Annotated in this window: 21 protein-coding genes; all 21 read left to right on the top strand. The window is 45.3% G+C overall.

All coding sequences use genetic code 11. The annotated features are described in order from the left end of the window. The first annotated feature begins 25 nt into the window (after window positions 1-25). The 21 genes from rplR (at window position 26) to NST33_RS27395 (ending at window position 14161) form a co-directional block, all read left to right on the top strand. The gene (gene rplR / locus NST33_RS27495) at window positions 26-394 is read left to right on the top strand and encodes a 50S ribosomal protein L18 (RefSeq protein WP_017692090.1); all 369 of its coding nucleotides are present in this window, start codon (window positions 26-28) and stop codon (window positions 392-394) included. 27 nt (window positions 395-421) lie between these two features. After that, entirely contained in the window at window positions 422-919 is a 498-nt protein-coding gene (rpsE, locus tag NST33_RS27490) for a 30S ribosomal protein S5 (protein WP_017692091.1), read from the top strand. Window positions 920-932: 13 nt separating this feature from the next. Further along, window positions 933-1118: a 50S ribosomal protein L30 gene (rpmD, locus tag NST33_RS27485; RefSeq protein ID WP_017692092.1), complete on the top strand. Its 186-nt coding sequence runs from the start codon at window positions 933-935 to the stop codon at window positions 1116-1118. 43 nt (window positions 1119-1161) lie between these two features. Beyond that, window positions 1162-1602: a 50S ribosomal protein L15 gene (gene rplO / locus NST33_RS27480; RefSeq protein ID WP_339305775.1), complete on the top strand. Its 441-nt coding sequence runs from the start codon at window positions 1162-1164 to the stop codon at window positions 1600-1602. After that, a complete protein-coding gene (gene secY / locus NST33_RS27475; RefSeq protein WP_076216860.1) occupies window positions 1602-2900 on the top strand; it encodes a preprotein translocase subunit SecY in 1299 nt (432 codons plus the stop codon). The genes rplO and secY overlap by 1 nt, the downstream gene beginning before the upstream one ends. Window positions 2901-2990: 90 nt before the next feature. Beyond that, entirely contained in the window at window positions 2991-3635 is a 645-nt protein-coding gene (locus NST33_RS27470) for an adenylate kinase (RefSeq protein ID WP_036607188.1), read from the top strand. 3 nt (window positions 3636-3638) lie between these two features. After that, window positions 3639-4391 carry a type I methionyl aminopeptidase gene (map, locus tag NST33_RS27465; RefSeq protein ID WP_036607191.1) on the top strand — a complete coding sequence of 251 codons (753 nt, stop codon included), beginning with the start codon at window positions 3639-3641 and terminating at the stop codon, window positions 4389-4391. A 10-nt stretch (window positions 4392-4401) separates the two neighbouring features. Continuing rightward, window positions 4402-4710: a KOW domain-containing RNA-binding protein gene (locus NST33_RS27460; protein WP_036607194.1), complete on the top strand. Its 309-nt coding sequence runs from the start codon at window positions 4402-4404 to the stop codon at window positions 4708-4710. A 3-nt stretch (window positions 4711-4713) separates the two neighbouring features. Next, on the top strand, window positions 4714-4929 hold the full coding sequence (gene infA, locus NST33_RS27455) for a translation initiation factor IF-1 (protein ID WP_017692098.1): 216 nt from the start codon (window positions 4714-4716) through the stop codon (window positions 4927-4929). 152 nt (window positions 4930-5081) lie between these two features. Further along, window positions 5082-5195: a 50S ribosomal protein L36 gene (gene rpmJ, locus NST33_RS27450; RefSeq protein WP_003333770.1), complete on the top strand. Its 114-nt coding sequence runs from the start codon at window positions 5082-5084 to the stop codon at window positions 5193-5195. A 20-nt stretch (window positions 5196-5215) separates the two neighbouring features. Next, window positions 5216-5584 (top strand): 30S ribosomal protein S13, encoded by a 369-nt coding sequence (gene rpsM, locus NST33_RS27445; RefSeq protein WP_062329455.1) that lies wholly within the window; start codon window positions 5216-5218, stop codon window positions 5582-5584. Between the two features lie 19 nt (window positions 5585-5603). Further along, window positions 5604-5999, top strand: coding sequence for a 30S ribosomal protein S11 (gene rpsK, locus NST33_RS27440; protein WP_017692100.1), 396 nt, complete (start codon window positions 5604-5606; stop codon window positions 5997-5999). Window positions 6000-6135: 136 nt separating this feature from the next. After that, window positions 6136-7080: a DNA-directed RNA polymerase subunit alpha gene (locus NST33_RS27435; RefSeq protein ID WP_017692101.1), complete on the top strand. Its 945-nt coding sequence runs from the start codon at window positions 6136-6138 to the stop codon at window positions 7078-7080. Between the two features lie 34 nt (window positions 7081-7114). Then, window positions 7115-7480 carry a 50S ribosomal protein L17 gene (gene rplQ, locus NST33_RS27430; protein WP_017692102.1) on the top strand — a complete coding sequence of 122 codons (366 nt, stop codon included), beginning with the start codon at window positions 7115-7117 and terminating at the stop codon, window positions 7478-7480. A 159-nt stretch (window positions 7481-7639) separates the two neighbouring features. Beyond that, window positions 7640-8413, top strand: coding sequence for a tRNA pseudouridine(38-40) synthase TruA (gene truA / locus NST33_RS27425; RefSeq protein WP_339179705.1), 774 nt, complete (start codon window positions 7640-7642; stop codon window positions 8411-8413). Between the two features lie 205 nt (window positions 8414-8618). Then, entirely contained in the window at window positions 8619-9056 is a 438-nt protein-coding gene (gene rplM, locus NST33_RS27420; RefSeq protein ID WP_024633564.1) for a 50S ribosomal protein L13, read from the top strand. A 19-nt stretch (window positions 9057-9075) separates the two neighbouring features. Continuing rightward, window positions 9076-9468 (top strand): 30S ribosomal protein S9, encoded by a 393-nt coding sequence (gene rpsI / locus NST33_RS27415; protein ID WP_017692105.1) that lies wholly within the window; start codon window positions 9076-9078, stop codon window positions 9466-9468. Between the two features lie 803 nt (window positions 9469-10271). Beyond that, a complete protein-coding gene (locus NST33_RS27410) occupies window positions 10272-10964 on the top strand; it encodes a phosphoadenylyl-sulfate reductase (protein WP_339179703.1) in 693 nt (230 codons plus the stop codon). Window positions 10965-10987: 23 nt separating this feature from the next. Continuing rightward, window positions 10988-12157: a sulfate adenylyltransferase gene (gene sat / locus NST33_RS27405; protein WP_339305772.1), complete on the top strand. Its 1170-nt coding sequence runs from the start codon at window positions 10988-10990 to the stop codon at window positions 12155-12157. 68 nt (window positions 12158-12225) lie between these two features. Beyond that, a complete protein-coding gene (gene cwlD / locus NST33_RS27400) occupies window positions 12226-12981 on the top strand; it encodes an N-acetylmuramoyl-L-alanine amidase CwlD (protein WP_339179697.1) in 756 nt (251 codons plus the stop codon). A gap of 79 nt (window positions 12982-13060) precedes the next feature. Beyond that, window positions 13061-14161, top strand: coding sequence for an Mrp/NBP35 family ATP-binding protein (locus NST33_RS27395; protein ID WP_339305770.1), 1101 nt, complete (start codon window positions 13061-13063; stop codon window positions 14159-14161). Window positions 14162-14216 lie beyond the last annotated feature (55 nt).

Here is a 14216-nt window from a genome sequence, read left to right as displayed (position 1 = left end):
AACCTGAAAGGAGTGAATCTTTGAGATGATTACGAAACCAGATAAAAATAAGGCTCGTCTGAAAAGACACCTTCGTGTTCGTAAGAAAATCCAAGGAACGGCAGCACGTCCTCGTTTGAACGTATTCCGTTCTGGTAAACATATGTATGCTCAAATCATCGATGATGTTGCTGGTGTAACAATCGCTTCCGCGTCTACCGTAGACAAAGAATTGAGCACTGACATCAAAAATGGTGCATCTGTTGAATCAGCTCGTAAAGTTGGCGAACTCGTTGCTAAACGTGCTAAAGACAAAGGTGTTTCCAACATCGTATTTGACCGTAGCGGATATCTGTACCATGGTCGTATCGCAGCATTGGCTGAAGCGGCTCGTGAAGCAGGACTTGAGTTTTAAGATATTTTTCAAAAGGAGGTTAACGACTTGCGTGTAGATCCGAATACTTTGGAACTGACTGAAAGAGTTGTAAATATTAATCGCGTAGCTAAAGTAGTAAAAGGCGGACGCCGTTTCAGCTTTAGCGCACTGGTTGTAGTCGGCGACGGCAACGGCTGGGTTGGAGCTGGTATCGGTAAAGCGGGCGAAGTACCTGATGCAATTCGCAAAGGTATTGAAGACGCTAAGAAAAACCTTGTACACGTTCCACTCGTAGGAACATCGATTCCTCACTTGGTAACAGGTAAGTTCGGCGCAGGACGCGTGCTGTTGAAACCAGCATCTGAAGGTACTGGTGTTATCGCTGGTGGTCCTGTACGTGCGGTTCTCGAACTTGCTGGTGTAGGTGACATTTTGACAAAATCTCTGGGTTCTTCGAATTCCATGAACATGGTCAATGCGACTTTGGAAGGTTTGTCCCGTTTGAAGCGTGCTGAAGACGTGGCTAAACTGCGCGGAAAATCCGTCGAAGAGCTTCTGGGTTAAGGAGGGAATTCTCATGGCTAAATTAGAAATTACCCTCGTCCGCAGCTTGATCGGACGTCCGGAGACGCAAAGAACAACTGTGAAAACATTGGGTTTGCGCAAAATCAATAGCAAAGTGGTACAAAACGATAATCCTGCCATCCGTGGTATGATTAACAAAGTAAGCCACTTGGTTGCTGTTAAAGAAGTAGAAGCTTAATAACGGGTTAATCCCACAAATCTTTAAGGAGGTGCAACGAACGATGAAGTTACATGAGCTTTCACCATCTCCTGGATCCCGCAAAGAACGTAAACGTCTTGGTCGCGGTCCAAGTAGTGGTACAGGTAAAACATCAGGTCGCGGTCACAAAGGACAAAATTCTCGTTCTGGCGGTGGAGTTCGTCCAGGCTTCGAAGGTGGACAAAATCCATTGTATCGTCGCTTGCCAAAACGTGGTTTCGTAAACCCAACTCGCAAAGAATATGCAGTTGTGAATACTGAAGACCTGAACAGTTTTGCTGCGGGTACTGAAGTAACTCCAGAATTCTTGATGACGAACGGCGTAGTTAAAAACGCTAAATTCGGAATCAAAATCCTGGGTAACGGTGATGTCACTGTGAAGCTGACTGTTAAAGCTAACAAGTTTTCTCAATCTGCTATTGAGAAAATTGAAGCTGCTGGCGGTACAACTGAGGTGATTTAATGTTCAAGACCCTAAAGAATATCTGGCGGGTTGAAGATCTGCGCAAAAGGGTATTATTTACCCTTTTTGTACTGATCATTTACCGCATCGGCTCCTTTGTCCCCGTGCCGGGAGTTAACAAAGATGTGTTCGAAGCGACAAATTCTGCGGGTAAAGAAGTTTTTGGACTTCTCAATACGTTCTCGGGTGGAGCGCTCTTCCAGTTCTCGATATTTGCGCTCGGGATCGTGCCTTACATCACTGCGTCTATCATAGTACAGTTGCTTTCCATGGACGTTATTCCTAAATTAGCGGAGTGGGCAAAGCAAGGTGAACAAGGTAAGAAGAAATCTGCACAGTTGACCCGTTATTTAACCATCGGGCTGGCATTGATTCAAGCGTTTGGTACGTCGATCGGATTCAACCGCTTGTACAATACAGAGATGGTGCCTAACGCTACATTTGCAGATTATATCTTGATCGCGATTGTACTTACGGCCGGTACTTCATTCCTGATGTGGCTTGGTGAGCAGATCACCGAGAAGGGCATAGGAAACGGGATTTCGATCTTGATCTTTGCGGGTATCCTATCTACGGTGCCTAACATTATCAAACAAACGGTCGAATCTGACTTCATTCAACCTGACCAACTGTTTATGAATATTCTTAAAGGTGTTATCATCGCAATTGTTATTGTGTTGATCATCATAGGGGTCATTTATATTCAGCAGGCGATTCGGAAGATTCCGGTACAGTACGCTAAACGTGTCGTAGGTAACAAAATGTACGGTGGACAGAATACACATATCCCGCTGAAAATTAATGCAGCAGGTGTTATCCCTGTCATCTTTGCTTCATCGCTGTTGATGTTCCCAACGATCATTGCCAACTTCTGGGCAGATCGCCTTTGGGCACAGTGGATCGGACAGAACCTGACTACACACAAACCTCTGGGTATGTTGCTGTATGTCGTGATGATCTTCGGTTTCACATTCTTCTATACTTTCGTACAGATGAATCCACAGCAGATGGCTGATAATATGAAAAAGAACGGCGGTTATATCCCAGGCATTCGCCCGGGTAAAGCAACCGAGAAATATCTGACCCGTGTCATGACTCGTTTGACAATGGCCGGAGCCATCTTCTTGGCAGTCATTTCCGTTCTGCCTGTATTCTTAGGGGCACTTTCTGGTTTGCCTCAATCTGCGCAAATTGGAGGAACATCCCTCCTGATCGTTATCGGTGTTGCGCTGGATACGATGAAGCAAATCGAAAGCCAATTGATCAAACGCCACTACAAAGGTTTTATCAATAAATAGGCAATAGGTACCGGTCGAGTGAAGATTTACTTGCCGGCACCTATTGTGCTGTTTGTTGATGTAGGGTAGTCTTGGAGGGAGTGACATAACGTGAACATCCTATTCATGGGCCCTCCGGGGGCAGGAAAAGGAACGCAAGCAGACGTCATCGTGAAAGAGTTCGGTATTCCCCATATTTCAACAGGCGATGCATTTCGTCTCGCGATCAAACAGGGAACTCCCATTGGCATGAAAGCCAAGGAATATATGGATCAAGGATTGCTTGTACCAGATGATGTAACCATTGGCATCGTTGAAGAACGTTTGCAGCAGCCTGACTGCAGAGAAGGTTTCCTCTTGGACGGATTTCCAAGAACCCTTTCACAAGCAGAAGCGCTCGATGGCATTCTGGATAGATTGAACTCAGGTCTCGATCATGTAATCAACCTGAAAGTGGATCGCAACAAATTGCTGGCTCGTTTGACGGGTCGTCGAATTTGTAAAAACTGTGGTTCCACTTATCATGTGGTATTCAATCCGCCTAAGCAGGAAGGTATTTGTGATAAATGCGCTGGTGAGTTGTATCAACGCTCTGATGATAATGAAGAGAGTGTAGGTACACGACTGGACGAGTATATCAACAAAACAGCACCACTCCTCACGTTCTATGAGACTAAAGGTCTTCTTCGTCAAATGAACGGAGAACAGGATATCGATCAAGTTTCTCAAGAAATCGTGTCCTTACTGAGAGGTTAATTGATGATCATTGGTAAGTCCGAAACGGAACTGGGCTTGATGAGGGAAGCAGGGAGAATTGTTGCGGAAACGCATCGTCTCTTGGCAGAGCATATCGCTCCCGGTATTACGACTGGAGAACTTGACCATATGGCTGATCAATATATCCGCAGTCAAGGAGCTGTGCCGTCTTTCAAAGGTTATAACGGTTTCCCTGCCAGTGTGTGCGCTTCAGTAAATGAAGAGTTGGTACATGGATTTCCCGGCAAACGCAAGTTGAACGAGGGCGATATCGTTACGTTTGACATTGGCGCGCAGTACCAGGGGTATCATGGAGATTCCGCCTGGACTTATCCGGTCGGCCGTATTTCCGAAGAAGCCCGTCGTCTTCTGGACGTTACCGAGGCTTCGTTATACGCAGGTCTGGCGCTGGTAAAACCGGACGTTCGCTTGTTTACAATATCTCATGCAATTCAGAAATATATTGAAGATGAAGGGTTCTCCGTAGTTCGTGAATATGTCGGTCACGGCATAGGCGCAGATCTGCACGAAGAACCACAGATTCCGAACTATGGTCTTCCCGATCGGGGACCACGGCTTAAAGCGGGCATGGTGCTGGCCATAGAGCCGATGGTTAACGTAGGTAGACGGTATGTGAAAACGTTGGAAGATAACTGGACTGTCGTCACGGTTGATGGCAAGTTATGTGCCCACTTTGAACACACTGTAGCAGTTACACCAGATGGTATGGAAATTTTCACGAAACTGAATGCGTAGGTGATGAGGCATGAACAGTCAGTCTAATCCGCAGCTCGGTCAACTTGTGAAGATCCGTAAAGGCCGCAATGCGGACCAAGCCGCAGTAATTGTTGCTATAGCGGACGGTAAGTTCGTATATATTGCGGATGGAGACAAACGTAAGTTTGATCAACCAAAGAAGAAGAATCTTCTTCATCTTGAACTCCAGCCCATGATTAGCAGCGAGGTTGTGAACAGTTTAAACGAGAGTGGTCGGGTGACAAATGGAAAGCTCCGTTACGCGGTTCATTCATTTCTGGAATCCACCAACATTCAAGCTGAAGAGAAAGGAGACTGACTAATGGCTAAGGAAGATGTCATTGAAGTGGAAGGTACGGTTCTCGAACCGCTACCGAATGCAACATTCAAGGTTGAGCTTGAGAACGGTCATCAAATTCTCGCTCACGTTTCCGGAAAACTGCGGATGCACTTTATCCGTATCCTGACTGGAGACAAAGTAGTTGTTCAGTTGTCGCCTTATGATTTAACAAAAGGTCGCATAACTTACCGTAAATAGTAGTAGACAGTTGCAATGAACTGTGAAGCTTATGTAGCGGGTTTTGCCCGGCAAAACTTGCGAAAGCTTCGAAGCCGGTTTTACAATAGTAGAACAAGGTCAATGCTTACGAAGAGGGTTTTGCTTAGCAAAACTTTGAGGAGGTAATTCACATGAAGGTAAGACCTTCGGTCAAGCCGATTTGCGAAAAATGCAAAGTCATTCGCCGCAAAGGGAATGTTATGGTTATCTGTGAAAATCCGAAACACAAACAAAAACAAGGTTAAAGAAGGGGGTGTAGCGTAAAATGGCACGTATAGCTGGTGTGGATTTGCCACGTGATAAGCGCGTTGAGATCGCCTTGACTTATATTTTCGGAATCGGTAAAACGACTTCCCAGAAAATTCTGAGCACAACAGGCATCAATCCGGACACTCGTGTTCGTGATTTGACGGAAGATGAAGTCAGCAAATTGCGTGAAAGTATCGATAAAGAGGTCAAAGTAGAAGGTGACCTGCGTCGAGAAATCTCTTTGAATATTAAACGTTTGACGGAGATCGGTTGTTACCGTGGAGTTCGTCATCGTCGTGGTCTGCCTGTTCGTGGACAACGTACGAAAACGAATGCTCGTACTCGTAAAGGTCCTCGTCGTACAGTAGCGAACAAGAAGAAATAATAAGGGGGGATAAGAGAAAATGGCTAAACCGAAAAAAGTCGTACGTACCAAACGTCGTGACCGTAAGAATATTGAATCTGGCGTGGCGCATATCCGTTCCACTTTCAATAACACTATCGTTACTATTACGGATCCTCACGGAAACGCAATTTCGTGGGCAAGCTCCGGCGGCCTCGGATTCAGAGGTTCCCGTAAATCGACTCCGTTTGCTGCACAAATGGCTGCTGAGACTGCTGCCAAAGCTGCAATGGAACATGGGATGAAAGCCGTTGAGGTTATGGTTAAAGGACCAGGCGCAGGCCGTGAAGCAGCGATTCGCTCTTTGCAAGCTGCTGGTCTTGAAGTTAACCTGATCAAAGACGTAACTCCAGTCCCGCATAACGGATGCCGTCCTCCAAAACGTCGTCGTGTCTAATGAGATTTGCCCCTGCGTGTGGTATATTTCCGGCACAATCTGCTAATAATGGTTGTTTAGGCATACTACTACATGTTTTCGCAAGAGAAGGTAAATGTTTCATAGAGGACCGACGTTTTGAAGGAGGGGTATTGCAGTGATTGAAATCGAAAAGCCGAAAATTGAGACGGTAGACGTCAACGATGATGGCACCTATGGGAAATTCGTAGTAGAACCGCTTGAGCGCGGATACGGTACGACGCTTGGAAACTCGCTTCGCCGAATCTTGCTCTCGTCACTGCCGGGTGCGGCAGTGTCTTCGGTTCAAATCGATGGCGTTCTGCATGAATTTGCTACAGTTCCTGGCGTAATGGAAGATGTAACGGAGGTTATTCTTAACCTGAAAGCTTTGTCGCTTAAGATTCATTCGGACGAGGAGAAAGTGCTCGAGATTGATGCTGAAGGCGAAGGAGCAATTACGGCTGGAGATATCCGTGCTGACTCCGATGTGGAAATCCTTAACCCGGATTTGCACATTGCTACGCTCGGACCAGGTTCGAGACTTCACATGCGTATTTTTGCCAATCGCGGTCGCGGCTACGTCCAGGCAGATCGGAATAAACGCGATGACCAGCCGATCGGCGTCATCCCAGTCGATTCCATCTTCACCCCGATCAGTCGCGTTAACTACGCTGTGGAAAATACGCGTGTCGGTCAAGTGACCAACTATGACAAGCTCACGTTGGAAGTTTGGACTGATGGAAGTATTCGTCCTGAAGAGGCTGTAAGCCTCGGCGCTAAAATTTTGACTGAGCATTTGATGCTCTTCGTGGGTCTTACAGACGAAGCGAAAGATGCAGAGATCATGGTCGAAAAAGAAGAAGACAAAAAAGAAAAAGTACTCGAAATGACGATCGAAGAGCTGGATCTCTCTGTTCGTTCCTACAACTGCCTCAAACGTGCCGGTATTAATACCGTGCAAGAGCTGACTACGAAAACGGAAGAAGACATGATGAAAGTCCGTAACCTCGGACGCAAGTCTTTGGAAGAAGTTCAAGAGAAGCTTGAGGAACTTGGTTTGGGACTACGTACAGAAGAATAGACAGCCGAGTGCTTGAAGTGAAGGAGGGAAAACAATGGCATACCAAAAGTTGGGCCGTAATTCCAGCGCACGTAAAGCTTTGTTCCGTGACCTGGTAACCGACCTGTTCTTATACGAACGCATTCAGACAACTGAAGCGAAAGCAAAAGAGGTTCGCTCTATTGCTGAAAAACTGATCACTAAAGCGAAAAAGGGAGATCTTCATGCCCGTCGCCAAGTGGCAGCTTATGTTCGCCGCGAAACTATCGATGGTGAGCAAGATGCAATCCAAAAACTGTTTAGCGAATTGTCCGGTCGTTACGCTGAGCGTCCAGGTGGATACACTCGTATCTTGAAACTGGGACCTCGTCGTGGTGACGCAGCGCCAATGGTTTACTTGGAACTGGTAGACCGCGCGTAAAACAGATGAGATGAGGAAAGGGGACAGAATCAACGATTCTGGATTAACCCTTTTTTTCTCTTCATTTCGGAATTCGTGCTGTAATAGAAGCTCCGTAAGGGGCTTCTTTTGCTGTTCGGGATAGGGATATGTATAGTATGGAACAAAGGTGTGGTAATAATGCGGAACTTATGTATGACGTTAACTTATGATGGCACTGCCTATTACGGCTTCCAAGTACAGCCGGGTGGGAATACCATTCAGGATCATCTTGAAGATGCGATTCGTGCTTTAACCGGTGAGAAAGTTAAAATTACAGGTTCAGGCCGAACAGATGCAGGTGTTCACGCCCGCAGACAAATCTTTAATTTTCCTACGGAGTCCCAGATCCCGATTGAACGCTGGTGTATTGCACTCAACTCCAGATTACCCTCCGATATTGTCGTCATTGATGCGATTGAAGTTTCGGCTGATTTTCATTCTCGCTATGCAGCGAAAAAGAAAACGTATCGTTATACAGTCAATGCGAATCAATTTCCGGATGTATTCAACAGAAGACTGCAGTATCATCATCATGCGAAGCTTGATATTATGGCAATGCAGGAGGGCCTACGACATTTCATAGGGACGTATGATTTTACCTCTTTTGCTTCACGCAAGTCTCAGAAAGAGAATCATGTCCGTTCGGTATACGAAGCATGGATTGAAGTGGACCGAACAATGTGCAGAGACCATCCGCGCGATCAGGGTGTCATTCACATTTATGTGAGTGGTAACGGCTTTTTGCAGCATATGGTTCGTATCATTGTAGGGACACTGCTGGAGATCGGAGAGGGCAAACGGAAAGCCTCTGATGTACCGAATATGATTGCTGCATGTAATCGATCTGCTGCAGGACCTACTGCAGTTAGCTGCGGTTTAATGCTCTGGGATCTTGAATACAAAAAAGATTAAATTTGGTGAGTGAAAAGCTTAATTAACACTTGCGATTTAATTGCCTATCATGTAATATAAAAGTTGTGTTTTCTTAATGGCTTTCCCACAGCCCCAATTAAGAGGTTCACATCAAATTTACAATCCATCAACACCTAAAGTTATAACTTAACGAACGAAGATAAATGAAAATGATGATTTTGAACATTTTAAGGAGGAACTTTTCATGCGTACTACGTACATGGCGAAGCCTAACGAAGTTGAGCGCCAATGGCACATCATTGATGCTGAAGGCAAAACCCTCGGACGTTTGGCGAGCGAAGCAGCAGCTTTGATTCGCGGCAAACACAAGCCACAATTCACTCCACATGTGGACACTGGCGATTTCGTTGTTATCATCAATGCTGAGAAAATCGTATTGACTGGTAAGAAAATGCAAGGTAAAAAATACTACCGTCACTCAATGCACCCAGGTGGTTTGAAAGTAACTACAGCAGAAGAGATGGTTAAAAACAAACCTGAGCGTATGTTGGAACTGGCTGTTCGCGGTATGCTTCCTAAAACTCGCATGGGCGAGAAAATGAAGTTGAGACTTAAAGCGTACAGAGGCACTGAGCATCCACATGCAGCACAAAAACCAGAAGTTTACGAACTTCGCGGTTAATTAAAAGGAGGACAGTTTCATGGCACAAGTACAATACTATGGGACAGGTCGTCGTAAACATTCGGTAGCACGTGTTCGCCTTGTACCGGGTGAAGGACGCATTGTCATCAATAAACGTGATATTAATGAATACTTCGGTTTGGAAACACTCAAACTGATCGTAAAACAACCACTGAACTTGACAGAAACACTCAACAACTATGACGTTCTTGTTATTGCTCATGGTGGCGGAATCTCCGGTCAAGCCGGCGCAATCCGTCATGGTATCTCCCGCGCTCTGCTCAAAGCAGATCCGGAATACCGTGCTTCCCTGAAAAAAGCAGGATTCCTGACTCGTGACCCACGTATGAAAGAGCGTAAAAAATACGGTCTTAAAGCGGCTCGTCGCGCACCTCAGTTCTCCAAACGTTAATATTAAAAGCCTTTGGCCTCGGTCAAAGGCTTTTTTATATATTCATGACTATTCCGCCATATAGTATATTAGTTTGTGCGATAGCTCTCATACCTCTGATGTCTTCCCCCATGCTTGTGCATTTTTCCATCATTGCCTTTTCAATGTTCTCTTAATGTCCCTCAATACAGTCCTATAATATGTACGTTAATACATCTACAGCTTACTGAACCTCTCTAATCGTTTTAGATCCTTGGATTTGCTCTTACGCTTTTACCCATCGCTCACCACACATTCTACAACAGATCTTTATAAAATCATCAATTAGAGCTCACGCCGGATTTCTTGAATGCACTGGGTTTACTGTTTTTTGTGCTTAAATTTTTATTGCAACCTTATCAGTATTTCTTATGGAAACGATAAAAGTCCCTTACATATCAACCGTTAAATGTCACAAAGCTGATCCCCTTAAAACTTCTGCTTTTCGTCCTTCATCTTCAATCGCCCAGTGAATTTTTTATGTTGCTCTTTGCGACATGAACTATCTAAACCCAGCAGCAGCAAAGGTTTCACAGGCCATGAGATGTTTTTATACCTGCCTAATGATCTGAGCCAACAGCTTTGTTTTTATCTCGTTAACAGAGAAATGAATAAATTGAACCAAAATATTGTGTGAGAGCAACGATCAAAAATGGTCAAAAACTGATTTATTTTACCATATGGCAGGCATTGACATCCCCAATGAAAGATTTATACTAAACATAATTCATATTAGATTAGTCGGCTTTAAGTGTATTGAAATGCAGAATGGGGGAAATTCACAGATGAACTTGTTGGAGAAAGAAGAATTGGCACGGGCAAAGGCAGAGGAACTGGAACATGCCAGTCCAGAGGATATTATTCGGTATGCTATTGAAACATTCCCAAATATCACTTTTGCATGTAGCTTTGGTGCAGAAGATGTTGTTCTTGTAGATATGTTGCAGAAGATCAGCCCATCCACAGACATTTTTTATCTAGATACAGATTTCCACTTTAAAGAAACATACGAAACACGTGATAAGATGCAGGAGAACTACAACCTTGAATTTGTACGCGTGTCACCTAAGATTACTCCGGAAGAGCAGGCAGCTCAACACGGTGAAGAGATGTGGAAGTCTGATCCCAATGGGTGCTGTAACATTCGCAAAGTCGAACCGTTAACACGTATTCTTTCTCAGTATGATGCGTGGATTACAGGTATTCGTAGAGATCAAGCACCAACTCGTGCAAACTCGAAGAAGGTTGAATATGATTCCAAATTTGGCCTGATGAAGTTTAACCCGATTGCGCACTGGACGACTGAGGATGTATGGCAATATATTCGTGACAATAACGTTGTATATAACCCTCTTCATGACCAGAACTACCCAAGTATTGGTTGTGAGCATTGCACACGTCAGGTTATGCCTGGTGAGGACCCTCGTGCTGGACGCTGGTCTGGCAATGATAAGACGGAATGTGGCCTTCATAAATAATAGATATACAAGGAGCTGACAAGATGACATCGATTCTGCCTCATGGAGGTACGCTGGTTCAGCGTATCGTACAAGGAGAAGAACGGGAGCAGTTGTTGCAAGACAGTAAAAACTTATCCTCTTTGCTTATTAATACCTGGACGATATCAGATTTGGATCTGATTGGTGTGGGTGCGTTCTCACCACTAGAAGGTTTCTTGAATGAGGAAGATTATCTTTCGGTGGTGTCTCGCATGCGTCTTGCCGATGGAACAGTCTGGAGTATACCGATTACACTTGCTGTTGATGATAAACAAGCCTCATCCCTCCGAATTGGTGAACGTGTGAAACTTGTTGGTGATCAAGATGGAGTAACTTATGGACTGCTCGAAGTCCAAAGTATATACCAGGTGGATCAGGGTGAAGAAGCCCGGCGTGTATTCAAAACAGATGATCCTGAGCACCCGGGTGTTAAAAAACTGTTGGAGCGTCCTGCAACATACGTAGGAGGTCCAATCCAAGTGTTGAACCGTCCAAAACCTTCGAAATTCGAAGAATTCTATTATGATCCTGCAGATACCCGGAAGATTTTTCAGGAGAAGGGTTGGAAGACGGTAGTTGGTTTTCAGACACGTAATCCGGTCCATCGGGCTCATGAGTACATCCAGAAGAGCGCTATGGAGATTGTCGACGCACTCTTCCTGAATCCGCTTGTTGGAGAGACGAAGTCGGACGATGTTCCCGCAGATGTTCGGATGAAGAGTTATCTGGTATTACTGGAGAACTATTACCCGGCTGATCGTGCGTTCCTTGGTGTGTTCCCCGCAGCGATGCGGTATGCCGGACCACGTGAAGCTATTTTCCATGCGATGGTTCGCAAAAATTACGGGTGTACCCACTTTATTGTTGGTCGTGACCATGCGGGTGTGGGTGATTATTATGGAACATATGAAGCACAGGAGATCTTTACGAACTTTACAGCAGAGGAACTGGGGATCACTCCGTTATTCTTCGAACATAGTTTCTTCTGTACCAAATGTGGAAACATGGCATCCAGCAAAACTTGCCCACATGATAAAGAACACCATATGGCGCTTTCCGGCACCAAAGTACGCGGGCTGCTCCGTGACGGTCAGTGCCCTCCACCTGAATTTACACGTCCTGAGGTAGCTGAGGTACTGATTGAAGGAATGGCGGAGCAAGTCCGGTCCTAGCGGTATATTTGTCCATCTTGTCCCATATAGATGATTAGAGTCATTTATAGGGACGAGGTGGTTTTTTTATGCGTAAAAATATGGGGAAACACTTTGTAGTCTGGATTAGGTTAAAAACAATCAAAAGGGTCATGCTGAGTCTCTGTCTGCTGGCCATGTTAGTGGCGGTAATGTCCTATGAACTGCCTTCCGCAAAGACTTCAGGTTATTGGAGTTTGCCGATGGCGGGTAAAGTTATTGCCATTGATGCAGGACACGGAGGTCCCGATGGAGGAGCGGTAAGTAAACAGGGAGTTATTGAAAAAGATATTAACCTGTCTATCGCCTTGTATGTGAGAGATTATTTGCAACAGGCAGGGGCCTTAGTGGTGATGACAAGAGAAATAGACACGGATTTGGCGGACTCGGACACCAAGGGGTACTCTAAGCGTAAGACGGAAGATCTGAAACAAAGAGTACGGCGGATAGAGGATAAGCAAGCAGATCTCTTTATTAGCATTCACATGAACAGTGTCCCATCCAACCGCTGGAGTGGAGCGCAGGTTTTCTATACAACTAACCATCCGGATAACGAAGGTTTGGCTAATCTGCTTCAACAAGAGATGGTTCGTAATCTGGAGAATACAGATCGAATCGCCAAAACGGTGAATACAGTTTATCTGTTACAGGCGCTGAAGATCCCTTCCGCGCTGGTAGAAGTGGGTTTCCTTTCTCATCCGGAAGAGGCACGTATGCTTGCCGACGAAGCTTATCAACGTAAGGTGGCTGCCTCGATCTATAATGGAATTCTCAGATATTCCTCAGGAGAACGGCCTAAAAGTTAGTCAGAACAAGAAAGGTAATGATATAATTGGATCAGCATACCTAATTACATGCCAATAGATAAAGCTGAGGTGCTGTCTGATGTTATCAAAAGAACAGATACTTGAACTATTACAGCCATTACAAGAACCACAATTGGGAGTAAGTCTGACCGAACTGGAATGGGTTCGAGATATTATGGTGAAAGAAAATCATGTGGCTCTGACCTTAGTGACACTGGAAAATCGACCTGAGGATACAACAGCCTTGAGTGATGCAGCGCGTAATCTGTTGTCCCAGCACGGACTGAAGGATGTGCATATTCGTGTGCGTGCAGCTTCTGAGCATGATCGTGAGAGCCTGAATATGGGACAACCCGATGATGAGCCAGATCGGGACGAAGTGCTCGTAAAAGGTCACGCAGCGGGTCTGGATGGACATGAACTGTTAAGTCCTGAATCAGGTGTTCGTTTTATTGCTGTGGCCAGTGGTAAAGGTGGCGTCGGTAAATCAACGGTAACCGTTAATCTTGCTGCAGCTTTGGCACGTCAAGGCAAAAAAGTGGGCTTAATTGATGCGGATATCTATGGCTTCAGTGTACCCGACATGATGGGGATTGAAGAATATCCGGTCGTTGAAGATGGCGTTATTCAACCGGTTGAACGTTTTGGCGTCAAAGTCATGTCGATGGGCTTCTTTATTCGGGAGAACAATCCGGTAATCTGGCGTGGACCCATGCTAGGTCGGATGCTGCGTCAATTCTTTACGGATGTCCAGTGGGGCAAATTGGATTATATATTACTGGATTTGCCACCAGGTACGGGAGATGTTGCTTTGGATGTGCATCAGATGTTGCCACAGAGCAAGGAAATCATCGTTACCACGCCGCATGCAACAGCAGCTTTTGTCGCAGCACGTGCGGGTGCGATGGCCATTCAGACCGATCATGAGTTACTTGGTGTGGTGGAGAATATGGCTTATTATGAGTGCAGCAGTTGCGGAGAGAAGGATTATGTCTTTGGACGTGGAGGTGGGGGAAGACTTGCAGAAAGTCTGCATACAAGCTTGCTTGCCCAGATTCCATTAGGCACACCGGATAATCATCCATCCGAGCCTGATTTCTCACCTTCTGTGTACAAAGCAGATTCCCGTATAGGGGCTATCTACGATGAAGTGGCCAAGTCCATTGAATCCAAATTCTAATGGTATGAGTGTTATAAATACAAATAAAGCCTGCGTCCATTCGGATGCAGGCTTT

This window comes from Paenibacillus sp. FSL L8-0435 (assembly GCF_037965655.1).
GTDB lineage: Bacteria > Bacillota > Bacilli > Paenibacillales > Paenibacillaceae > Paenibacillus.
This window is presented reverse-complemented; position numbering and strand designations above follow the sequence as displayed.